The organism is Nocardia sp. NPDC046473 (assembly GCF_040645995.1).
In the GTDB taxonomy this organism is placed as follows: Bacteria; Actinomycetota; Actinomycetes; order Mycobacteriales; family Mycobacteriaceae; genus Nocardia.
In genome coordinates this window covers 943,815-966,033 of the sequence record NZ_JBEYZJ010000001.1, presented here as the reverse complement: position 1 = coordinate 966,033, position 22,219 = coordinate 943,815, and the positions used below count along the sequence as shown (strand labels likewise).

The window sequence follows — 22,219 nt, the reverse complement described above, 5'->3', positions numbered from 1 at the left end:
TCGAGCCCACCGTGTCGGTTGCGGTTGTGCTTGGCAGAACCGCGGCGACCGGCCTCGTGCCCATCGTCTCGGTGCCGGCCGCTATCAGTCTCATCGAGGCGACCATCGTTCTCGGTATCGCGCCGCGCGGTGCCCCCGCGCCAGACGCCGCCGATTTCACCCGGACGGCGACGATGCCCCCGCTCGGTGACACCCGGCGCATCGTCGCCGCGCAGTTCGCTGCCCGGTTTGCCGGTAGGGCGGCGGCGGTTGTCGCGTTCGGCTCCGCTGCTGCGCCCTTGGTCATCGCCGCGGTCGGCACCGGGGCGGCGGCGATCGGTTCGCTCGGCGCGACCACGGCGATCACGACCGCGCTGATCCCCGCGACGCTCACCGGTCGCGCTCGGTTCGGCTCGCTGCCATTCGCCGCGGGACTTCCGTCGATCTCCATCAGCGGCCGGGGCCAGCTCGATGATGTGACGCACCCCGTCACCGTCGACGGCGATCACCAAATCCGCTCCCGGCGTCCACAATCGATCCGCCACCCCGTCGAGCGCACCCGAAACCGGTTGGGGGCAGCGCAGATCCGTGATCACCTCGGTGCTGCGGTAGCCGTGTACACCCGCACGCCCTTCGGCGTCGACGGCCAGTCGGATGCGGGTGCGCCAGCCGCCGATGGTGTCGCCGGAGCCGGTGATCGGTTCGACGACGATCTCGCGGTCGATTCCCGCGAGTCGACGCAGTTGCTCGGCGACCACCGAAGCTTTCAGCGCCCGTTGCGCTTTCGGGGTGGCGTAGGAGAAATCACAGCACCCCGCACCGCCGGGTCCGGAGACCGGGCAGGTGGCGGGGACGCGGTCCGGTGACGGCTCGAGGATCTCCACCGCGTCGGCGCGGCAGAACGAGCCGCCGCGATCCTCGGTGACCCGCACCCGCACCAGTTCGCCTGGCAGCCCGTGCCGGACGAACACCACTCGTCCTTCGTGCCGACCCACGCAGAATCCACCGTGGCCGGGCGGACCGAGACGTACCTCGAAAGTCGTGTCACGCCAATCGGTCATGCCCGCGCCTCGCCGTCGCCGGGCTCGGACAACGCACGCCGCACCACGATTCGCGTCGTCATCCGCACGGCTGCACGCGCTTTACCGGCTGCGACACAATCCGAACCGGTGACGGCATCCACGGAGCTCGTCTGCCCACTCATGAGCGATCGTCGTAACCGCGACGCACCGCCCCGGGCGCGTTCACCATGCCGGGCGTGCGCGCGCGCGTCGACGAACTCAACTGCCACGGCACACTCGTCACCATTACGCCCGGCTCGAACAGCAGTCGTCCCTTGAGCCGCAGCGCACTCTGGTTGTGCAGCACCTGTTCCCACCAATGGCCGACCACGTACTCAGGAATGAACACGGTCACCACGTCACGCGGCGAATCCTTACGCACCCGCTTCACGTAATCGAGAACCGGCTTGGTGATTTCACGGTAAGGCGATTCGATCACCTTGAGCGGCACCGTCACATCGCTCTGCTCCCACTCGCGTACCAGCGCCCTGGTATCGGCCTCGTCGACGTTGACCGTGATCGCCTCCAACGTGTCCGGCCGGGTGGCGCGAGCGTAGGCCAGCGCGCGCCGGGTCGGCAGATGCAGCTTGGACACCAGCACGATGGAGTGCGAGCGGCTGGGCAGCACGCCGTCCCACTCCTGCTCGTCCAGCTCACGCGACACCGAATCGTAGTGTCGACGAATCATTTTCATCACGATGAAGATCGCCACCATGGTGCAGATGGCGATGTACGCGCCAGCGAAGAATTTGGTGATGAGCACGATGATCAGCACCGCGCCGGTCGCGGTCAGGCCGACGGCGTTGATCACCCTGGATCGCTTCATCCGCGACCGCTGCGCCGGATCGGTTTCGGTGCGCAGCAGCCGGGTCCAGTGCCGCAGCATGCCGGTCTGGCTGAGCACGAACGAGACGAACACGCCGACGATATACAGCTGGATCAGCTTGGTGACCTCGGCGCCGAACAGCACGACGAACGCGATCGCCGCACCGGACAGGAACAGGATGCCGTTGCTGAACGCCAGCCGGTCGCCGCGGGTGTGCAGCTGCCTCGGCAGGTAACGGTCCTGCGCCAGAATCGAACCCAGCACCGGGAACCCGTTGAACGCGGTGTTCGCGGCGAGCACCAGGATCAGTGCGGTCACCGTCGTGATGAAGAAGAACCCGACCGGGAACCCGTGGAACACCGTCTCGGCGAGCTGCGCGATCAGCGTCTTCTGGTGGTAGCCGGGCGGCGCACCGATCAGATCGGCATCGTTGTGCGCGTACACGATCCCGATCTTCTGGGCCAGGATGATGATGCCCATCAGCAGCACGATCGCGATGGCGCCGAGCATCAGCAGGGTGGTGGCGGCGTTGCGCGACTTCGGCTTCCGGAACGCGGGCACGCCGTTGCTGATCGCCTCGACGCCGGTCAGCGCGGCACAGCCGGAGGAGAACGAGCGGGCGATCAAAAAGGCGAAGGCGAGTCCGTACAGGTGCTCGTCCTCTGCCTTCAGGCCGAAACCCGCCGATTCCGCCTGGAGGTTGTCGCCGAGGATGAAGATCCGGAACAGCCCCCAGCCGAGCATGATGAACATGCCGACGATGAACGCGTAGGTCGGGATGGCGAAGGTGGTGCCCGACTCGCGGATGCCGCGCAGGTTGATCGCTGTCAGGATGACGATCGCCACCACGGCGAACAGCACCTTGTGCGTGGCGACGAACGGAATCGCCGAGCCGATATTGGACGCGGCCGAGGAAATCGACACGGCCACCGTGAGCACATAGTCGACGAGCAGCGCGCTGCCGACGGTCAGTCCGGCGTTGGGTCCGAGGTTCGTGGTGGCGACCTCGTAGTCACCGCCACCGGACGGGTAGGCGTGCACGTTTTGCCGATAGCTTGCTACCACCACGGCCATCACCAAGGCGACGGCAAGGCCGACCCAGGGGGCATAGACGTAGGCCGAGATCCCGGCCGCGGATAACACCAGGAAAATTTCTTCGGGCGCGTACGCGACAGAGGACATCGCATCGGAGGCGAACACTGGAAGGGCGATGCGCTTCGGCAGCAGGGTATGGCCAAGCGAATCACTACGGAAAGGCCTGCCCAGCAGCATTCGTTTCGCTGCCGTCGTCAACTTGGACACTGGAGCGAGCATAGGCGCACGCGAGGGTGGTCGCGCGCGTGGCTCGCAGGTTTGGCCACGCGGTGGAGGGGGAACGTGGCCGATGGAATGATTCGGCAGGTACCGTTCGACCACAGAATTAGCAGACCGAACGCTTGGTTCCAGGAACGAGGGTGCACGGGTGTACGTAGTGATCATGGGTTGTGGGCGCGTCGGCTCGGCGCTGGCCCGTGCCCTGGTCCGGGTCGGCCACGAGGTCACGGTGATCGATCGGGACCCGGCCGCCTTCTTGCGCCTGGGCCAGGATTTCACCGGTGAGCGGGTGACCGGCGTCGGCTTCGATCGAGATGTGCTGGTACGGGCCGGAATCGAGCGGGCCGACGCGTTCGCCGCCGTCTCCTCCGGTGACAATTCCAATATCATCTCCGCGCGGGTGGCCCGCGAGATGTTCGGCGTGGAGCGGGTGGTCGCGCGCATCTACGATGCGAAGCGCGCCGCGGTCTACGAGCGACTCGGCATCCCGACCATCGCCACCGTGCCGTGGACCACCGACCGGTTCCTGCGCGCCCTCATCGGCGACAACAGCACCACCACCTGGCGCGACCCGACCGGCACGGTAGCTGTGACACAGCTGACGTTGCACGAGGACTGGTATGGCCGGACCGTGCGCGACCTGGAGCGCGAGGTGAGCGTGCGGGTCGCGTTCATCATCCGATTCGGCCAGGGCCTGCTGCCCGACAGCAAGACCATCGTGCAGGCCGACGACGTCGTCTATGTCGCCGCCACCTCCGGTTCCGTGGGTGAGGCCATCGCGTTGGCAGGCAAGCCCCCCGTGAGCGAGGACTGAACATGAAAGTGGCCATCGCCGGGGCAGGCGCCGTCGGCCGATCCATCGCCAGGGAATTGCTGCGCGGTGGACACAACGTCATGCTGCTCGAGCGGCAACTCGACCACATCGAGCCGGACGCGATCCCGGACGCGGTCTGGGTGCACGCCGACGCCTGCGAACTCGCGCTGCTCGAGGACGCGGGGCTGGAAACCTACGAGGTGGTCATCGCGGCCACCGGTGACGACAAAGCCAATCTGGTGCACAGCCTGCTCGCCAAGACCGAGTTCGGTGTGCGCCGGGTGGTGGCGCGGGTGAACGATCCGCGCAACGAATGGCTCTTCGACGCGTCATGGGGTGTGGACGTCGCCGTGTCCACGCCACGCCTGCTCGCCTCGCTCGTCGAGGAGGCGGTCTCCGTCGGCGATCTGGTGCGCCTGATGACGCTGCGGCAGGGTCAGGCCAACCTGGTCGAGATCACGCTGCCCGGGGACACCGGGCTGGCCGGCAAGCCGGTGCGCACACTCACCCTGCCGCGCGACGCCGCCCTGGTGACGATTCTGCGCGGCGGCCGGGTGATCGTGCCGCAGCCGGATGATCCGTTCGAGGGCGACGACGAATTGCTGTTCGTCACCTCGGTGGAGGCCGAAGAGGACCTGCGGGTCGAACTCGCCAACCATGGCATCAAGCCTTGACTCCCCGACAGGGCTGATGCGGTAGCGACTTCGCGGGTGGTAGCGACTTCGGCTAGGCAACTTTCAGTTCCGCGCGCAGCTTGTTCAGCGCGCGGTGCTGCATCACCCGGACCACGCCGGGGCTGGTGCCGATCGCCTCGGCGGTCTGCGCCGCCGACCAGCCGAGCACGATGCGCATCACCAGCACCTCGCGGTGCGCGGGCGCCAGGATCTTCATGAGTTCCTTGGTGGCCGCGCGCCGTTCGAGCGCGAGCGCCCACTCTTCGGGGCCCGCCTCGGTGGACGCGGTGTCCGGCATCTCGGCCATCGGGTAGGTGGGGTGCTGCTGAGAGCGGCGGAACGCGTCGGCGACCTTGTTCGAGGCGATGCCGTAGACGAAGGCGAGGAACGACTTGCCCTGATCGCGGTAGCGCGGGATCGCCTTGACGGTGGCGATCAGGATCTCCTGCACCACGTCGTCGGCGGTCACCTGCAGGTGCGCCGTATTGCCAAGGCGCGCACCGCAATACCGGCGGACCAGCGGATGCACGACGCGGATGATCTCGGTGACGGCGTTGCGGTCGCCCGCGGCCGCAGGACCGATCAACTTGTCCAGTTCGGCCGCCACCCGGCGGCTCTCCGACAGGGCCGGATTGTGGTTCTTCGACAATGCCGCGGTGCTGTGCTCGGTAGCCACGTCCGAGTCCTTTCCTACGATCGTGCGTTGTTTTCTGTACGCAACGATCGTCTGACGAACCGGACCCAGCAGCCAGGCACCCCAGGGTGGGTAACCACCCACCTCGGCGGTGGCAGTTACCCCACCCCTGATGGCTTTCGCGGGAAAGACCCGCGGAGTTAACGTCTTACGCGGGCTCGGCCGCCACCGCGGACTTGGTGGGCAGGTGCCCCGCACGACGCACCGCCCACACGGTGACCGCCAGCGCGACCGCGGTGAGCGGCCAGCCCATGGCGATGCGGGTGAAGGCCAGCCAGCCGGTGCGGTCGGTGTCGTAGAGCTGCGACTGCACCAGGTAGCGGGCGCCGAAGACCAGCACCCAGGTGGTGGTCGCGAAGTAGTAGAGGCGCTGCACCCGCCGATCGCTGCGCCAGTCGGTGCCGTGGCCGTTCAGCACGCCCCAGATCACGCCGACCAGCGGCCAGCGCACCAGCATCGAGACCAGGAAGACACCCGCGTACACCAGGCTCGTGTAGATGCCGAACAGGAAGAAGCCCTTGGCCTCACCCATCCGGTAGGCGATGAACGCGCAGATGCCGACGCCGAGGAAGCCGGAGAGGGCGGGCTGGATGGGGCTGCGCCGGATCAGGCGCCAGACCAGGATGAGTGCGGCCACGCCGAGGGCGGCCCAGATCGCCCAGGTGAGCCCGGCGAAACTGTTCACGGGGACGAACACGACGACGGGAACGGTCGAGTAGATCAGGCCGCTGAAGCCGCCCAACTGCTCGAGCAACGTCTGTTCGGCCGCCTCCTCGTCAGCGTCTAGAGCCTCGCCGGGGTCGAGAGCCACGGCGGGCTCGAGCTTTTCGGTCGAGGGGGTCTGTTCGCCCGAGGGGGCGTTGTCGTTGCTCGATGGCATACGTCAGCTGTTCCCGCGCAGTTCGTAGTAGGGGTTGTAGATCACCTTGCGGCCGTCTCGATCACCGACGCGACCGCGAACCAAGATACGCCGCCCGGGTTCGATACCGGGAATGCGCCGACGGCCGATCCACACCAGGGTGATGGCGTCGGTGCCGTCGAAGAATTCCGCTTGCACAGTTGCGCCAGCGGACTTCGAACACGCTTCGACACTGCGCAGCTTACCGAGCATCGTGGCCTCGTCGCCGCGGCGACACTCCGACGCGCGGCACGCTCCCGACGCCTCCGATTTCTCGGCAAGCTCCTCGGCGTCCAACTGGTCGAGATCCTCGGTCAGTCTGCGGCCCAGACGTCGAAAATACCCTGAGGCAGCGGATGACATTTCGCACGCTCTCCTGCATAGAGCAGACAGTGTGGATCGCACACCATCGTGGATTCTCAGCACGACCGGCGGTGGACGTACACCCGCCACTGTAGATGCACCAGCACACCCCCGCTACGCTCGGACCGGTGTTCGACTCCCCACACTCCGTGTCGGCCGCCCACGTCGTCGTGGCACTGCCGGGAACCGGATCCGACGCGGATTTCGCGCGTCGCGCGTTCGAACCGGCCTGCCGCGCGCGCCGTCTCGACGTGGTCGCGGTGGAACCCGACCCGACGGCGGTGGTCGCGAGTTACCGGGCCGCGCTCGACGCGGCGGCCGCGGCGGGACCGATTGTTGTGGCGGGAATCTCGCTGGGCGCCGCGGTCGCGATCGAGTGGGCCGCCGAGCATCCGGACCGGACGGTCGGAGTGGTCGCGGCGCTGCCCGGGTGGACCGGGCCGGACACCACCGCCTGCCCCGCCGCGTTGAGCGCGTCGGCGACCGCGGCGCAGTTGCGGACCGACGGATTGGACGTGGTGGTCGAGCGGATGCGGGCGAGCAGCCCGCGCTGGCTCGCCGACGCGCTCACCCGGTCGTGGCGATCGCAGTGGCCGAATCTGCCTGCGGCACTGGAGGAAGCGGCCGACTACAAGTGGCCGGGGACCGAGCGGCTCGGCACCATCGAGGTGCCGGTGGCCGTGGTGACGGCCGTCGATGATCCGGTGCATCCGTTCGCGATCGCCGAGGAGTGGGCGGCGCTCATCCCGCGGTCGACTATTCACCGGATCACGCTTGCCGAACTCGGCGCGGATCCAGCGATCCTCGGGCACACGGGATTTGCCGCCCTCATGCGCGGCTGAGTTGGCTCAGAACCGAGTCAGTTCAGAACCGAGTCAGTTCAGACCCAACTGCTGCATCGCCGAACCGTCCGCGCCACGGCGCGGCCCCTCCGGCATCCGCGGCGGGGCGGCCTGCGGAGCCGCGGCTTGTGCCGCCGCCTGCTGTTGCTGGGCATCGGCCTGTGCCTGGTGCGCCGCGGCCAGCTGTTCGGCCAGTTCCTGCGGCAGCACCACGGGTAGTGGCTCACGCACTGGCAGCGGGTCGTCGCCGCGGCGAATCACGGTCTCGCGCAGGATCGCCCGGGCCGCGGCGACCAGCGGGCTGCCGTCGTTCGACGCGCCCGACGGGCCCGCCGCGACCAGCCGAACCATCCAGCGTGGCCCATCGACACCGATGAACCGCAGATCCGCACCTTCGGTGATGGCCAGCAGCTCGCGACCCCACGGGCCGGTCTCCACCGCGACCCGCGCGCCGTCGTTGCGCAGCGAATCGGCGAGATCGGCGGCCACCGTGCGCCATTGGCCCGCCGACTTCGGCGCGGCATACGCGGAGACGGTGAGCCTGCCGTGCTCGGTGGCCAGGTGCACGGCCTGTGGTGTGCCGTCGGGGGTCATCTCGACCTGCAGCTGGCCGCCCTGCGGCACCGGCAGGATCACCGAGCCGAGGTCGAGCCGCTGATCGGTGACCTTCTCGAGCAGATCGGCGACCTCGGCGAAGTCGTACGGGCCCGAACCTTCCGCACCGGCGGCGCGGTAATTGCCGGCGACCACCGGGTGCTGGTCGGTGTCGTACTCGTCTTCGTCGTCGTACTCGTCGATCTCGTCGTAATCGTCGTCCAGGTACTGGTCGTCGTCGGATCGCTTCTTCTTGCCGAACAGGCCCATCACGCCTCCTTGACAGTGGCCTGGCCCGCACCGGTCAGGCTCGCGTGACCGCCGCTCGAGCCGTAACCGCCCGCACCGCGCGTGGTCTCGTCCAGCGTGTCGACCTCCACGAAGTCGACCAACTCCACCCGCTGCACCAGCAGCTGCGCGATCCGGTCACCCCGGCGCAGCTCGATGGGCGTGCGCAGGTCGTGGTTGATCAGGCACACCTTGATCTCGCCCCGGTAGCCCGCGTCGACCGTGCCGGGGGTGTTCACCACCGACAGGCCGGTCTTGGCCGCCAGCCCCGATCGCGGATGGATCAGGCCGACCGTGCCGACGGGTAGCGCGACCGCGACGCCGGTACCGACCAGTACCCGCTCCCCCGGTTCCAGGATGACGTCTTCCGTGGTGCACAGGTCCACGCCGGCGTCGCCCTGATGGGCACGCGCGGGCATGGGGATGCCGGGATCCAGCCGCAGCAGAGGTATGGGTGAAAGTGCGCTCACGACTCCGCCTCGCTGGCGCTCGGCTCCGTCATGAGCGTGGCTGCTGTATCCATGGTTCGCTCGCTTCGCTCCCTCACGTTGGTCGAGCCTACGCGTTGACCAGCCGCAGTCGTGAATTAGTGTTGAGTCGTGTCGGACCAGCCCAACCCCGTGACGATGGACCAGAAACAGCAAACCCCGCAGCCGTACCGCGAGCGTCTCTGGGTGCCGCTGTGGTGGTGGCCGGTCGCGTTCGCTATCACCGGGCTGCTGGCCGCCGAAATCCACATGGGCGCACCAGGATTGCGGGCCTGGCTGCCCTATGTGCTGCTGTTCCCGATTCCGGTGTGGGTGCTGGTGTGGCTGAGCAGGCACCGCGTCGAGGTCGCGCGGGACGCGTCGGGCACGCTGGAGCTCCGTGCCGACCGTGCCCACCTCCCGGTGAATTTCGTCGCCCGTGCGGCCGTCGTAGCCCGCACGGCGAAGAGTGCGGCGCTGGGTCGCCAGCTCGACCCCGCCGCCTATGTGCAGCATCGGCCGTGGATCGGACCGATGGTGCTACTCGTGCTCGACGACCCGGACGATCCGACGCCGTACTGGCTGGTCAGTACGCGTCACCCCGAGCGGGTCCTAGCCGCGCTGGGGCTGCCCAGCGCGGGCTGATCACCGCGAGCTAGCTCACGCCGCGCAGTCCATGCAGATCAGCTGACCACCCTTCTCGCTGGCCAGCCTGCTCCGGTGGTGCACGAGGAAGCAGCTGGAACAGGTGAACTCGTCGGCCTGCTTCGGGATCACCCGAACGCTCAGCACTTCCTCGGACAGGTCCGCGCCGGGAAGCTCGAACGACTCCGCGGTATCGGATTCGTCGATATCCACGACGGCGGACTGTGCCTCGTTACGACGAGCCTTCAGCTCCTCCAGCGAATCTTCCGACACATCGTCGGTTTCGGTGCGCCTCGGTGCGTCATAGTCGGTTGCCATGTCGTCTTCCCCTCGTCCTTACTTCGTATATCCCGGACCGGTTTGCTCACACCGATTCCTGCTGGAACCGCCGCGACTCGCACCGTCCCGCCGGTGGTGCACGTCACACGTACACCGGTCACCCATCAGGTCGGATCGGGCTGATCCACTCCGGATAGCGCTCGGTAAACGCAGGACATGCCCTACTTGTTCCCGCGACCGACCACCAATTTCGCCACCGGCGATTCGATCTGGGCCGCCAGACAATAGCGGACCCCGGCACAAAAGTCGCAATCAAAACACAGACGATTCGAAACCGACGGGTAATCGACACCATCCGTCGAACTCGCCGAGACCTTCCGCAACCTATTTGCCCGCCCGACGGCCTGCCGTCGCCCGGTACCGTGACCTTTTCGTAGAGTGTGCTGGTGGTTTCACTGATCACCGAAGGCCGCCCCGTGGATTCCCAGGGCAGGCCCTTCCTCCGACGGCGCCCGCAGCCCTGGCTCATCATGCTCGGCGTCGTCACGCTGATCTGCACGATTGTGTGGGTCAAGGCGTTGACGACGACCGAGCACGACACCAGCGCGATGGCGTGCAACTCGCCGAGCCCGGCCACCGAGCCGGGCGCTCAACCAGCGGCACCGCTCGGTCAGCGGGTCGGCGCGAGCCGGCTGCAGGACGTGGAACCCGCGCCGCTCGCGGCCAGCAAGGTGCGCGTGCTCAACGCGAACAACCAGCGTGGCCAGGCCGCGCACGTCGCGGCGCAGTTCGGTGACCTCGGGTTCGCCAGCGCGCCCGGAACGCAATATGGCAACGATTCGGTATACGTCAACGGCGACCTCGAGTGCACCGGCCAGATCCGGTTCGGCGTGAACGGCCGACCGGCCGCCGCGTCGGTCCAGCTGGTCGTGCCGTGCGCCGAGCTGATCGAGGATCAGCGGGCCGACGAGACGGTCGACATGGTGCTCGGTTCGCTGTTCCGCGACATCCGGCCGAGCAGCGACGCCGAGGAGGTGCTGCGGTCCCTGAAGAACCCGGCGCCGGGCAACAGCACCTCGATCGACATCAAGCTCTTGGAAGCCGCCAGACAGGCGCGCTGCTAGCGGTCCGGGATCGGCTCGGTCGCGCCTACACGGTCGAGCAGATCGAACAACTCGTCGGCGATGCCCGGGGCCGCGGCGATCACCAGGTCGCCCACCTCGCCCGGATTGGTCGCGGGCGGCAGCGTTAGCCGCGCACCCGCCTCGGCCGCGATCAACGCGCCCGCGCCCCAGTCCCACGCGTTGAGGCCGTGCTCGAAGTAGGCGTCCACCCGGCCCGCCGCGACGTGGCACAGGTCGAGCGCGGCCGCGCCGAAGCGACGAATGTCACGCACCTGCGGCAGGATCTCGCCGATCAACTGGGCCTGCCTGGTCCGCCGGTGCTTGCCGTAGGCGAAACCGGTGGCCACCAACGACATCGAGACCGTCTCGACCGACGTGCAGCGCAGATGTTCCACCGCACCCTCGGCGTCCACCCGGATCGCGCCGAGCCCCAGCCCGGCGCTGTAGGTGGCACACCTGGCGACGTCCACCACCGCACCGGCGACCGGTCGGCCGCCGCGCATCGCGGCCACCGAGACCGCGTAGCCGGGGATGCCATACAGGAAATTCACCGTGCCGTCGATTGGGTCTACTACCCAGTGCACGACGTCGGCGGCGGAGTCGGCGAGGCTGCCGCCGCCCTCCTCGCCGAGGATGGGATCGCCGGGGCGTTGCTCGGCCAGCAGGCCGCGGATCAGTTCCTCGGTTTCGGTGTCCACGATGGTCACCGGGTCGGTCGGATGGGCCTTGGCCTGCACCGCCCCTTCGGCGGGTCCGCTGGCCTGGCCGAAGACCTCGGGGCGGCGGGCACGGACGTGCGCCGCGGCGGTTTCGGCGAGGTCGACGGCGACTCTGCGCAGTTCGGCCTCGTCGCCGCGGGCGACGATGATCTCGGAGGTGTAGTCGGACACGGGCGATGAGGTTTCCGGCACGCCCCCCATCGCATCACAGATCCTCGGGAACGCGCAGCATCGATCGCGCATTACTCTTGTCGTGCACGACACAACGCCGTCGTCGGGCACACCACCGCAGCGCCGCTCGCGGCCGGGGTGAAGCCTTGTGCATCGGTGTTGTGCTCCACACCGGCCAGCACAGGAACGAGGGCTCAGTCATGTCCGCTCGGGGGCACGCATTCGGCATCGATATCGGCGGCAGCGGCGTCAAGGGTGGCGCGGTGGATCTGGCGACCGGTGAGCTGGTCCACGAACGCATCAAGATCGCGACACCGCATCCGTCCACCCCGCAGGCGGTCGCCGACGCGGTGGCAAAGCTGGTGGCGCAAGCCGATTGGGACGGGCCGGTCGGCATCACCCTGCCGTCGGTGGTGCTCGACGGGGTCGCGCGCACCGCGGCCAACATCGACAAGGCCTGGGTCGGCACCGACGCGCGGGCGCTGTTCTCGAACACGCTGGACGGGCGCGAGGTGACCGTGCTCAACGACGCGGACGCGGCGGGCCTGGCCGAGGATCGCTACGGCGCGGCAAAGGATTTCGACGGACTGGTGCTGCTGCTGACCTTCGGCACCGGCATCGGCTCGGCCCTGCTGTACCAGGGGACCCTGGTGGCCAACAGCGAACTCGGCCATCTCGAGGTCGGCGGCATGGAGACCGAACATCGCGCCGCCGCCTCGATCAAGGATCGCGACGGGTTGTCCTTCGAGCAGTGGGCCGCCGAAGTGAGCACCGTACTGATCGGTCTGGAGAACCTCTTCTGGCCGAAGGTGTTCGTCGCGGGCGGCGGCATCAGCCGCGACTCGGATCAGTGGATTCCGTTGCTCACCAACCGAACTCAGGTGATTCCGGCGCATCTGAAGAACACCGCGGGCATCGTCGGTGCGGCCATGGCGATCGACGCGGGCATCGCGCCGTAGACCGGCTGCGGCAACCTTCCGACGGCGCGTCTTCGGACGGTATACCGTGGGGGTAGCGCAGCGAACGAACGCTTTACCGTGGCTGACATTGGGTGAAGCTGACCTTGCGAAGCGCCGCCTCATGCATGGTGGCCATAGGTACCCTGGTTAGATCGTTACAATGGAACGTGCCCGGTCAGTTCGCGAGCGAAGCGAGTGAACCAAAGGTGCAGCGCCCCCGGCGTACGACGAAGTCGTGAGCCGGAGAAACCCCGACCGGCTTTCGCCGGTGAAACCCGACAGACCGCTCCGCCGGAAGACCACTCTGGCGTGACGCCGCACGAGACCGTCACGAAAGGGCGTACGTGGTAGCCACGAATACCCGTCAGACCGCCGACTCGGCCGAGGCCGACTCCGCAGATGTAACCGAAGCCCGGCCGGTCCGTAAGGCGGCTGCCGCGAAGAAGGCCCCGGCCAAGAAGGCCGCTGCCAAGAAGGCGCCTGCGAAGAAGGCCGGCGCCAAGGCGCCCGCCAAGAAGGCTGCCACCAAGAAGGTGGGAGCCGACGGCGAGCCAGGCCCCGACGACGCGGGCGACGACGAGTCGCTCGACGTCGCCGATCTCGGCGACCTCGAGGTCTCCGAGGACGACCTCACCGAGGACGCCGAGGACCTGGTCGTCGAGGAGGTCGCCGAAGTCGCCGAGGAGGAGGCCGAACCGACCGCCGCCGACAAGGCCTCGGGCGACTTCGTCTGGGACGAAGAGGAATCCGAGGCGCTACGGCAGGCCCGCAAGGACGCCGAGCTCACCGCCTCGGCCGACTCGGTGCGCGCCTACCTCAAGCAGATCGGCAAGGTCGCGCTCCTCAACGCCGAAGAGGAGGTCGAGCTCGCCAAGCGGATCGAGGCCGGCCTCTACGCGGCGGAGAAGGTGCGCGAGTTCACCGAGCAGGGCGAGAAGCTGCCGGTCGCGATGCGTCGCGATTACACCTGGATCGTCCGCGACGGCAACCGCGCCAAGAACCATCTGCTGGAAGCCAACCTGCGATTGGTCGTCTCGCTGGCCAAGCGCTACACCGGCCGCGGCATGGCGTTCCTCGATCTGATCCAGGAGGGCAACCTGGGTCTGATCCGCGCCGTCGAGAAGTTCGACTACACCAAGGGCTACAAGTTCTCCACGTACGCCACCTGGTGGATCCGGCAGGCCATCACCCGCGCGATGGCCGACCAGGCCCGCACCATCCGTATTCCGGTGCACATGGTCGAGGTCATCAACAAGCTCGGTCGCATCCAGCGCGAACTGCTCCAGGATCTGGGCCGCGAGCCCACCCCGGAGGAGCTCGCCAAGGAAATGGACATCACGCCGGAGAAGGTGCTGGAAATCCAGCAGTACGCGCGTGAGCCCATCTCGCTGGACCAGACCATCGGCGACGAGGGCGACAGTCAGCTCGGTGACTTCATCGAGGACTCCGAAGCCGTTGTCGCCGTGGACGCGGTGAGCTTCACGCTGCTGCAGGATCAGCTGCAGTCGGTGCTGGAGACGCTGTCCGAGCGGGAGGCGGGCGTGGTCCGGCTGCGCTTCGGCCTCACCGACGGCCAGCCGCGCACCCTCGACGAGATCGGCCAGGTGTACGGGGTCACCCGTGAGCGCATCCGGCAGATCGAGTCCAAGACCATGAGCAAGCTGCGCCACCCCAGCCGCTCGCAGGTCCTGCGCGACTACCTGGATTAGTCACACCGTTTCGACGCCCGCATTCGTTGCGCCGCTTTTCTTTTCAGCGGCCCGGCGGATGCGGGCTTTGTCGTTTCCGCGGCATTGCGCCGCGCTGTTGTCGGCGAGCCCCGGGCAGGTAGCCGGCGCGGCGGCCGCTATGGTGGCTGTACCACATCGTTTCGTCGCTGGTGTCTCTCGCTTGGTCCGGCTCTACCCTGATCATTCCTGGAGGACAAAGTGCGTGTTCTGCGTTCCCTGTTCGTCGCCGTTGCGGTCACCGCCGTCCTGGCCGTGGTCGGTTTCGTCGTCCGCGCCCAGGCCGCGCCTGCGCCGACCCCCGGAGTCCAGGAGGTGGTCACCGATTCGGAAGAGAATCTGGTCAAGCAGGCCGCAGCCCGCGCGAAAAGCGCTGCGGCCCGGGCCGACGCTGCGATGAAAGCCTCGCGCGCCCACGGTCTGTGACATTTCCCTGGCCCCTGCGATGTTCGAGCAAACCGACCGCAATGATTTGCCGGAATACATTGCTCTAAAAAGGTTGGGCTGTCAGGATAGGTCTCATGCGCCGCACCGCAGCCATGATTCGACTACCGCGCCTCCGATCCTCGATCTGACGATCGCGCTCTCGCCGACAAGGCCGAAGGCGCCGTGACCGTCGCCGACGTCGGATAGCGGCCCCACACTCCGCTCTGGCACCAAAACGGCTATGTCGCGGCCCTTTTCGGCTCATTTCCCGCCGAAAGACCTATCGAGACCAGGTGGCTCGTGACTACGACCGACCGCTTTACCGATGCACGACGGCTGCCCCTGCTCGTGCGCACACCCACCCAGAACGTGGTCCGTGAGCTGCTGGGCGCGACCGACGGCCGCACCGGAGTCCTGCGCGTTGTCGGTGATCCCGGCGGCGAGTTCCGGGTGCGATCCGGGCAGATCGTCGCGGTCCACTCCGCCGGAGCCCCCGGCGTCTTCGAACTGCTCGCGCGGCCGGGACGAGCACTGACCGGCGATGCCGAACTGCGCGCGGTGACGATGATGGCCGCGGTCGACGGCGCCTTCGCGATCGCGGCCGGCTCGATCGACACGTGCTTCTGGGCAGAGATCTCGAACGGCGCACCCACCGAGGTCGCCGGTGTCGAGCCGGGTTGGCTGCTCGCCGAAACGGAACGGCGACTGCGAGCATTGAGCCCCGCCAAGATGTCACCGCACCGAAACCGCTTGCTGCTCACCGAACTCGGCGAGACTCGACTGGCCACCGCGGCGGCCGGGCCGCGCCAGGAGATTCTCCGGCAGGTGGACGGCCAGCGCAGCTGCCGTGATATCGCGTTCCTGCTGTGCCGGAGTCTGTACGCGGTCACGGTCGAGGTCTCCCGGCTGCTGGCCGAGAACTTCCTGCTGGTACCACCACCGGACTTCGACCGCGCGGGGGATGACGCGTTACCGCGCGACGGTACGGGGATGCGTGCGCTACCGCGCCGTCGACGCGGCGCCAGCGGCATCAACGACCTACTCCCACTCCGTCCGTCCTCAATCCGCACCAGGCGGAAATCAGAAGGGATGCAATGAATATCACCGGTGGCACAGCCGCAGGAAACCTGACGGACCGGATCGGCCAGTTAGTGAAGGCATTACGCGACGACGTGCCGGAATGCGTGGCCTCCGGCGCGATCGACATGTCCACGGGCATGCTGCTGGCGGTCGAGACACTAGACACCCATCCGGCGGAGGTCCTCGACTTACTTGCCGCGGCGACCCTGGACCTGTTCCAGGGTCGCAACGTCGTGATGATCGAAGACATCTGGAAAGAACGCCGAGGCGTTCGCAGCGAGCGGCACTACTTTCAGGAAATCCTGGTGAACAGCGACAATCTGACGCATCTGTTCATCAGGACCGAGAGTCGCGACGATGTGGTGATCGTCGTCGTCTGCCGCAAAACGGTGAACGTCGGCATGCTCTTCGCCCAGGCTCGGCGGGTCGTGCGGGACATCGGCCAGCTGTGACGAACTCAGCGCGGGTGCGTGCCGTCCTGTCGGCGCGCACCCGCGTTCTCGATCGAGATGATCTCCCCGGAATCCAGTGCGTCGGCGCGTGAAGTGTCCTTGAGGTCGACGCCGGACCGGCCGAGGATGCGGGCGCCGGAGACCAAGCCCGCGACCACCTTTGCCGCCTGCCGATAGCCGAGGCCTTCCGGCGGGTGAATGTTGGAGATGCAGTTGCGGTCGGCGTCCGTGCGACCGGGGTTGGGCAGATGGGTCAGGTAGATGCCGAGGCTGTCGGCCACCGAGAGGCCGGGGCGCTCGCCGATCAGCACCACTACTGTCGCCACGCCCATCGCCTCGGCGATGTGATCGCCGAGGGCGACCCGAGCCTGGGTGGCGATCACCGGAGCGGCTATCGAGTAGTGCGGTGCCAGTTCTTCGATCAGCGCGGCCAGCGTCGCGGGGCCGTGGTCGGTGAGGGCGCGCGGGGACAGTCCGTCGGCCAGGACGAAGCCGATGTCGGCGGTGCCGTGCGGCACGGCGGATAATTCGGACACGGGCAATCGGCCGAGGTCAGGTCTGCGCAGGTATTCCGCGCGGTCGGTCGCTCGGCTGCGCACGTGCACGGGTTCGCCGACGCCGAGCGCGGTGACTCGCTCCGCCAATTCGGTCACATCCAATGGCAGGTGTACCGCGTCGCGGGCTGCCGAGTGGGCCGCGCGGAATTCCAGTACTCGTGCGGTCGGCAGTGCGTCGCCGGTGCGGCCCAGGCCGATCCTCGACTGGGTACTGCGCCGGAGATCCTGCCAGAAAAGGTGCGCCGCAGCGCTTTCCGATCCGACGCCGGTCTCGGAGGTCGATTCATCCGGCGACGCAACAACTTCCAGCCTACGTTTCATCAGGCACCTGCCAATGCTCGTAGCGGCGAGGCCAGGGGCTCCACCGGGAGCACCCGCCCTGCCGCATCGATCATGCCGAGTCCGGACAGCCACGCCTCGAATTCCGGTGCCGGACGCAGGTTCAGGACGCGTCGGGCATACAGGGCGTCGTGGAAGCTGAGGCTCTGATAGCCGAGCATGACGTCGTCCGCGCCGGGCACGGCGATGACGAAGGCGCAGCCCGCCGCACCCAACAGGGTCAGCAGCGTGTCCATGTCGTCCTGGTCGGCTTCGGCGTGGTTGGTGTAGCAGACGTCCACGCCCATCGGCAGGCCGAGCAGCTTGCCGCAGAAGTGGTCCTCCAGTCCAGCGCGGATGATCTGTTTGCCGTCGTAGAGGTATTCCGGGCCGATGAAGCCGACGACGGTGTTGACCAGCAGCGGGTCCAGGTCGCGGGCCACCGCGTAGGCGCGGGTCTCCAGGGTCTGCTGGTCGACCGGCTTGCCGCCGGCGCCCAGGTGCGCACCGGCCGACAGGGCCGAGCCCTGACCGGTTTCCAGGTACATGACGTTGTCGCCGACGGTGCCGCGACGCAGCGACCGGCCCGCCTCGTTGCCCTCGCGCAGCAGCGAAATGTTCACGCCGAAACCGGCATTGGCGCCCTCGGTACCGGCGACCGACTGGAACACCAGGTCGACCGGCGCGCCCGCCTCGATCAAACCGATGGTCGTGGTCACGTGCGAGAGGACGCAGGATTGTGTCGGGATATCGAAGCGAACCCGCACCTCGTCCAGCAGGCTCAGCAGGTCCGCGGTCGCCTGGGGCGAATCGGTCGCCGGGTTGATCCCGATCACCGCGTCACCGCAGCCGAGCAGCAGCCCGTCGAGCGTCGCGGCGGCGATGCCGCGCGGGTCGTCGGTGGGGTGGTTCGGCTGCAACCGGGTGGCCAGCGTGCCGGGCAGTCCGACGGTGGTGCGGAAACCGGCGGTGACCACGGCAGCATGGGCGACCGCGATCAGATCCTGATTGCGCATGATCTTGCTGACCGCGGCCACCATCTCCGGCGTGAGGCCGGGCGATACCGCGCGCAGGGTCGCGGCGGCACCGGCACCGGCCGCGACGGCGAGCAACCAGTCCCGCAGGCCGCCGACGGTGAGATGCGAAATCGGTTGGAACGCAGCGCGATCGTGGGTATCGATGATCAGCCGAGTGACCTCGTCGGTCTCGTACGGCACCACCGGCTCGTCGAGGAACCGGGTCAGCGGCACCTCCGCCAGCGCCCACTGCGCGGCGGCCCGTTCGGCGTCCGAATGCGCCGCGCAGCCTGCCAATTCGTCGCCGCTGCGCAGCGGGGTGGCCTTGGCGAGCAACTCGACCAGACCGTCGAAGGTGTAGCTGGTACCACCGAGTTGCTGGGTGTAGCGGGTCATTCCAGCTCCTCCGCCGCCTCGGCCAACATCGCGAATTCCTCATCCGGCGAGTGGGCGACCAGCCGATGCCTGCTGTACAGCCCGAAGTAGGCCATGAAGGCGCAGAATGCGACGAGCGTCCAGGTCGCCGCCACCGGGTCGACCAGGAACGTGGCAATCACCGCGGCACAGGCGATCACGAGCGCGAACGCGGTGGTGGCGATGCCGCCGGGCGTGCGGTACGGGCGCGGCATGTTCGGTTCGCGGACCCGAAGCACGATGTGGCTCACCATCATCAGCACGTAGCTGAGCGCCGCGCCGAACACCGCCATGTTCAGCAGCATCGCGCCCTTGCCGGTCAGCGACAACGCGAAACCGATTACGCCGGGCACGATCAGCGCCAGCACCGGCGCCTTGCGCGCGTTGGTCACCGACAGGCTCGTCGGCAGGTAACCCGCCCGCGACAGGGCGAAAGTCTGCCGGGAGTAGGCGTAAACGATGGAGAAGAAGCTGGCGACCAGGCCGGCCAGGCCGATGTAGTTCACCAGTTTCGCGGCGCCGCTGTCGCCGAGCGCCTCGACCAGCGGATTGCCCGACGTCGAAATGGCTTGCGCACCAAGCGCTCCGGTGGCCAGGAACAGCACGGCGGCGCCGGTGACGATCAGCACGAGCATCGCGCTGATAATTCCCTTCGGCACGTTCTTCTCCGGCTCCCGCGCCTCCTCGGCGGCCAGCGGCACCCCCTCGACGGCCAGGAAGAACCAGATCGCGAACGGCACCGCCGCCCAGATCCCGAACACGCCGAACGGCAGGAACGACGAGCTACCAACAGCATTCGGGTCCGCCGGGATGTCGGTGAGATTGCCCGCATCGAACAATCCCCACGCCGAGACCGCGAACACCGCGAGACCGACCAGCGCGATCGCCGTGATCACGAACATCGCCTTGAGCGCCTCCCCCGCCCCGGTCAGATGCACCCCGATGAACAACGCGTACACCGCGAGATACACCCACCAGCCGTCGGTGATCCCGAACAGGTGCAACGATTCGACGTACCCGCCGATGAACGTGGCGATGGCCGCGGGCGCGATCGCGTATTCGAGCAATACCGCTGTGCCCGTGGCGAATCCGCCCCACGGGCCGAGCGCCCGCCTGGCGAAGGTGTAACCGCCGCCCGCCGCGGGCAACGCCGCCGACAACTCGGCCATGCCGAGGACCATCGCCAGATACATGCCCGCGATCAACACGGTCGCGATCAGCAAACCACCGAAGCCGCCCTGGGCGATGCCGCTGTTCCAGCCCGCGTAGTCACCGGAGATCACATAGCTGACACCGAGCCCGGCGAGCAGCACCCACCCGGCCGAGCCCGAACGCAACGTCCGCTTGGCCAGATAATCCGCGCCCGCGGTACCGGTCACCTTCACGTCCTCGATCGTCATAGGCGCTACGCACTCCTCGTCCACATACCGCTTGGTCGGTGGACCAATTCTTGGGAGCGTTTGTTGCCCGGGTGTGAAGCGAGGTTACGGACGCGGTGTCGCCGCCGGTGAGACAGCGCACACCGTGGGCGGGTCGCCGGGCCGCTCACAGCAAGGCACGGCACACTTGGCAGGTGATTGCCTCCGCCCCGGTCCGGTTTCGGTCACCCTGGACTAACACCATCGACCTCCGGACCGAAGCACGCATCGTGTGGGACTGGCTACGCCGTCCCGGGCTGGCGCAGCGCATGCTGCCCGCGATCCGCGAGCATCTCGGCGCGGCCCCGGCCAGCACCGCCTACGCCTTCACCGTGTTCGTCACCTGGTGGACGCTGCGCGGTGTCGGCGATTCCGTCGAACGCAGGCTGATCTTCTCCGCGTCGACCAACCTCTACAACATGCGGCACAACCCGGTGCAGGTGCTGGTCGCCTCGGCGTTCTGGACCGACGGCGGGTTCCCGTGGTCCACTATCGCGGGCTTCCTGATCGTGATGGCCTACGCGGAACGCTGGCTCGGCACCACCCGCTGGATCATCCTGTTCGCCACCGGGCATATCGGGGCGACCCTGCTCACCGTCACCGGCATCTCGCACGCCATCGATCGCGGCGTGATCCCGCTGAAGGTGGCCGTCGCCGCGGATGTCGGCACCAGCTACGGCTTTTCGGCGGTGCTGGCCGCGATGGCGTTCCGGTTCCGCGGGCTGGTCCGGCTGCTGTGGGCGGGCACGTTGATCGTGGTGCTCGTCGCGGCGCTGTGGATCGGACCGACGTTCACCGACTACGGGCACCTGTGTGCGTGCGCGATCGGCCTCGTGGTCGGCGCGCTCGCGACCGTGGTCGGGCGCTGGTTGGAGAAGAGGACTGCGGCGAAGCAGGATGTCGTGGCCGCCGTCACGAAGTGACGACGGCGGGCTTCAGGCGGCGTTGCACCATACCGACGACCGGCTCGACGACGCGGGCCGCAATGGGACCGACGATCGCCATCAGCAGCACGTAGGCCGACGCCAGCGCGGCCAGCTGACTGTCGACACCGCCCATCGTCACCGCCAATCCGGCGATCACGATGGAGAATTCGCCGCGCGCGACCAGTGCCGCGCCCGCCCGGGCCCGGCCCATCGGCCGGATGCCCTGCCTGCTCGCCGCCCACCAGCCGGTGGCGATCTTGGTCAGCGTGGTGACCACCGCCAGCGCCACCGCCCAGCCGAGCACCGGCGGAATGGCCCGCGGGTCGGTGGTGAGCCCGAACGCCACGAAGAAGATCGCCGCGAACAGATCCCGCAGCGGCTCCAGGAGTTTCGCGGCCTCGTGCGCGGTCGAGCCGGAGATGGCGATGCCCAGCAGGAACGCCCCGACCGCCGCGGACACGTTCAATGCCGAGGCGACACCGGCCACCAGCAGCGCCGCGCCGAGCAGCTTCAGCAGGAACACCTCGTTGTCCGAGCTGTCCACGATGGCCGAGACGTATCGCCCATAACGCAGCGCGACCACCAGCACGACCGTGATCGCAGTGAGCGCGACCGCCAGGGACTTCGCGCCGCTGGCGAAACTCAACCCGGCCAGGATGGTGGTGAGGATCGGCAGATACACCGCCATCGCCAGGTCCTCGAACACCAGGATCGACAGGATCACCGGTGTCTCGCGGTTACCGAGTCGCCCGAGATCGTTGAGCACCTTCGCGACGATGCCCGAGGACGAGATGTAGGTGACACCGCCCATGGTGACCGCGCCGACCGCGCCCCAGCCCAGGATCAACGCCACGATCACACCGGGCGTCGCGTTCGCCACGATGTCGACCAGACCCGCCGCCCAGGACCGGCGCAGGCCGGTCATCAGTTCCGGCGCGGTGTACTCGAGGCCGAGCAGCAGCAACAGCAGCACGACACCGATTTCGCCTGCCACATGGCCGAATTCGTTGGCGGCGCTGAGTTCGATGAAGCCGCCCTTACCGAAGGCGAGTCCGCCGATCAGGTAGAGCGGAATGGGAGACATCCCGAAGCGACCGGCCAACCGCCCGAACGTGCCGAGGGCAAACAAAATCGCTCCGAGCTCGATCAAGGCGAGCGCGGTTTCCGTCACTGG

General features: G+C 67.8%; 24 protein-coding genes and 1 pseudogene. 11 read left to right on the top strand and 14 right to left on the bottom strand.

Going from position 1 to position 22,219, the window contains the following annotated elements:
• Positions 1-440: 440 nt before the first annotated feature.
• From ABZ942_RS04655 to ABZ942_RS04645, 3 genes and pseudogenes are all read right to left on the bottom strand, one after another.
• A pseudogene (locus ABZ942_RS04655) lies at positions 441-1,040 on the bottom strand (TRAM domain-containing protein); the annotation flags it as partial.
• On the bottom strand, positions 1,037-1,183 hold the full coding sequence (locus tag ABZ942_RS04650) for a hypothetical protein (protein WP_357379013.1): 147 nt from the start codon (positions 1,181-1,183) through the stop codon (positions 1,037-1,039). The pseudogene ABZ942_RS04655 and the gene ABZ942_RS04650, both read right to left, overlap by 4 nt.
• The gene (locus ABZ942_RS04645; RefSeq protein ID WP_357379011.1) at positions 1,180-3,168 is read right to left on the bottom strand and encodes an APC family permease; all 1,989 of its coding nucleotides are present in this window, start codon (positions 3,166-3,168) and stop codon (positions 1,180-1,182) included. Before ABZ942_RS04645 ends, ABZ942_RS04650 begins: the two co-directional genes overlap by 4 nt.
• Positions 3,169-3,328: 160 nt before the next feature.
• Between ABZ942_RS04645 and ABZ942_RS04640 the strand changes: the two genes are divergently transcribed.
• Both ABZ942_RS04640 and ABZ942_RS04635 read left to right on the top strand, forming a co-directional pair.
• On the top strand, positions 3,329-3,994 hold the full coding sequence (locus ABZ942_RS04640; protein ID WP_357379009.1) for a TrkA family potassium uptake protein: 666 nt from the start codon (positions 3,329-3,331) through the stop codon (positions 3,992-3,994).
• Between the two features lie 2 nt (positions 3,995-3,996).
• Positions 3,997-4,668 carry a TrkA family potassium uptake protein gene (locus ABZ942_RS04635; RefSeq protein WP_357379007.1) on the top strand — a complete coding sequence of 224 codons (672 nt, stop codon included), beginning with the start codon at positions 3,997-3,999 and terminating at the stop codon, positions 4,666-4,668.
• Positions 4,669-4,720: 52 nt separating this feature from the next.
• Here the strand turns inward: ABZ942_RS04635 and ABZ942_RS04630 are convergent, their stop codons facing one another.
• The 3 genes from ABZ942_RS04630 to ABZ942_RS04620 form a co-directional block, all read right to left on the bottom strand.
• Positions 4,721-5,344, bottom strand: coding sequence for a sigma-70 family RNA polymerase sigma factor (locus ABZ942_RS04630; protein ID WP_357379005.1), 624 nt, complete (start codon positions 5,342-5,344; stop codon positions 4,721-4,723).
• A gap of 166 nt (positions 5,345-5,510) precedes the next feature.
• The gene (locus ABZ942_RS04625; protein ID WP_357379002.1) at positions 5,511-6,242 is read right to left on the bottom strand and encodes a DUF3159 domain-containing protein; all 732 of its coding nucleotides are present in this window, start codon (positions 6,240-6,242) and stop codon (positions 5,511-5,513) included.
• A gap of 3 nt (positions 6,243-6,245) precedes the next feature.
• Complete coding sequence (locus ABZ942_RS04620) at positions 6,246-6,623, bottom strand: OB-fold nucleic acid binding domain-containing protein (RefSeq protein WP_040736821.1); 378 nt, start codon at positions 6,621-6,623, stop codon at positions 6,246-6,248.
• Between the two features lie 128 nt (positions 6,624-6,751).
• Here ABZ942_RS04620 and ABZ942_RS04615 point away from each other — a divergent pair, with 128 nt between their 5' ends.
• Complete coding sequence (locus ABZ942_RS04615; protein WP_357379000.1) at positions 6,752-7,465, top strand: alpha/beta hydrolase; 714 nt, start codon at positions 6,752-6,754, stop codon at positions 7,463-7,465.
• Positions 7,466-7,498: 33 nt separating this feature from the next.
• Here ABZ942_RS04615 and ABZ942_RS04610 read toward each other — a convergent pair whose 3' ends face one another.
• Both ABZ942_RS04610 and dut read right to left on the bottom strand, forming a co-directional pair.
• On the bottom strand, positions 7,499-8,323 hold the full coding sequence (locus ABZ942_RS04610) for a DUF3710 domain-containing protein (protein WP_357379386.1): 825 nt from the start codon (positions 8,321-8,323) through the stop codon (positions 7,499-7,501).
• Between the two features lie 5 nt (positions 8,324-8,328).
• A complete protein-coding gene (gene dut, locus ABZ942_RS04605) occupies positions 8,329-8,817 on the bottom strand; it encodes a dUTP diphosphatase (RefSeq protein ID WP_357378998.1) in 489 nt (162 codons plus the stop codon).
• A gap of 156 nt (positions 8,818-8,973) precedes the next feature.
• Between dut and ABZ942_RS04600 the strand changes: the two genes are divergently transcribed.
• Positions 8,974-9,459: a DUF3093 domain-containing protein gene (locus ABZ942_RS04600; RefSeq protein ID WP_357379384.1), complete on the top strand. Its 486-nt coding sequence runs from the start codon at positions 8,974-8,976 to the stop codon at positions 9,457-9,459.
• Between the two features lie 15 nt (positions 9,460-9,474).
• Here ABZ942_RS04600 and ABZ942_RS04595 read toward each other — a convergent pair whose 3' ends face one another.
• Positions 9,475-9,777: a DUF4193 domain-containing protein gene (locus tag ABZ942_RS04595; protein WP_107658115.1), complete on the bottom strand. Its 303-nt coding sequence runs from the start codon at positions 9,775-9,777 to the stop codon at positions 9,475-9,477.
• A gap of 407 nt (positions 9,778-10,184) precedes the next feature.
• On the opposite strand from ABZ942_RS04595, the gene cei reads away from it, so the two are divergent.
• A complete protein-coding gene (gene cei, locus ABZ942_RS04590; RefSeq protein WP_357378996.1) occupies positions 10,185-10,862 on the top strand; it encodes an envelope integrity protein Cei in 678 nt (225 codons plus the stop codon).
• Here the strand turns inward: cei and ABZ942_RS04585 are convergent.
• Entirely contained in the window at positions 10,859-11,752 is an 894-nt protein-coding gene (locus ABZ942_RS04585) for an inositol monophosphatase family protein (RefSeq protein WP_357379382.1), read from the bottom strand. The genes cei and ABZ942_RS04585 overlap by 4 nt on opposite strands.
• Positions 11,753-11,952: 200 nt before the next feature.
• Here ABZ942_RS04585 and ppgK point away from each other — a divergent pair, with 200 nt between their 5' ends.
• The 5 genes from ppgK (at position 11,953) to ABZ942_RS04560 (ending at position 16,396) form a co-directional block, all read left to right on the top strand.
• Entirely contained in the window at positions 11,953-12,711 is a 759-nt protein-coding gene (gene ppgK, locus ABZ942_RS04580) for a polyphosphate--glucose phosphotransferase (protein WP_357378994.1), read from the top strand.
• 344 nt (positions 12,712-13,055) lie between these two features.
• Positions 13,056-14,420, top strand: coding sequence for an RNA polymerase sigma factor (locus ABZ942_RS04575; protein ID WP_357378992.1), 1,365 nt, complete (start codon positions 13,056-13,058; stop codon positions 14,418-14,420).
• A 219-nt stretch (positions 14,421-14,639) separates the two neighbouring features.
• Positions 14,640-14,864, top strand: a complete 225-nt coding sequence (locus tag ABZ942_RS04570) for a hypothetical protein (protein ID WP_357378990.1) — start codon at positions 14,640-14,642, stop codon at positions 14,862-14,864.
• 300 nt (positions 14,865-15,164) lie between these two features.
• A complete protein-coding gene (locus ABZ942_RS04565; protein WP_357378988.1) occupies positions 15,165-15,962 on the top strand; it encodes a hypothetical protein in 798 nt (265 codons plus the stop codon).
• A complete protein-coding gene (locus ABZ942_RS04560) occupies positions 15,959-16,396 on the top strand; it encodes a hypothetical protein (protein ID WP_357378986.1) in 438 nt (145 codons plus the stop codon). The genes ABZ942_RS04565 and ABZ942_RS04560 overlap by 4 nt, the downstream gene beginning before the upstream one ends.
• A 5-nt stretch (positions 16,397-16,401) precedes the next feature.
• Here the strand turns inward: ABZ942_RS04560 and eutC are convergent, their stop codons facing one another.
• Genes eutC through eat form a run of 3 tightly spaced genes read right to left on the bottom strand, consistent with a single transcriptional unit; the run spans position 16,402 to position 20,101 of the window.
• The gene (gene eutC, locus ABZ942_RS04555) at positions 16,402-17,274 is read right to left on the bottom strand and encodes an ethanolamine ammonia-lyase subunit EutC (protein ID WP_357378984.1); all 873 of its coding nucleotides are present in this window, start codon (positions 17,272-17,274) and stop codon (positions 16,402-16,404) included.
• Entirely contained in the window at positions 17,274-18,683 is a 1,410-nt protein-coding gene (locus tag ABZ942_RS04550) for an ethanolamine ammonia-lyase subunit EutB (RefSeq protein WP_357378982.1), read from the bottom strand. The genes eutC and ABZ942_RS04550 overlap by 1 nt, the downstream gene beginning before the upstream one ends.
• The gene (eat, locus tag ABZ942_RS04545) at positions 18,680-20,101 is read right to left on the bottom strand and encodes an ethanolamine permease (RefSeq protein ID WP_357378980.1); all 1,422 of its coding nucleotides are present in this window, start codon (positions 20,099-20,101) and stop codon (positions 18,680-18,682) included. Before eat ends, ABZ942_RS04550 begins: the two co-directional genes overlap by 4 nt.
• A 173-nt stretch (positions 20,102-20,274) precedes the next feature.
• Between eat and ABZ942_RS04540 the strand changes: the two genes are divergently transcribed.
• Positions 20,275-21,042: a rhomboid-like protein gene (locus tag ABZ942_RS04540; RefSeq protein WP_357378978.1), complete on the top strand. Its 768-nt coding sequence runs from the start codon at positions 20,275-20,277 to the stop codon at positions 21,040-21,042.
• Here the strand turns inward: ABZ942_RS04540 and ABZ942_RS04535 are convergent.
• Positions 21,032-22,216, bottom strand: coding sequence for a cation:proton antiporter (locus ABZ942_RS04535; RefSeq protein ID WP_357378976.1), 1,185 nt, complete (start codon positions 22,214-22,216; stop codon positions 21,032-21,034). The genes ABZ942_RS04540 and ABZ942_RS04535 overlap by 11 nt on opposite strands.
• Between the last annotated feature and the right edge of the window lie 3 nt (positions 22,217-22,219).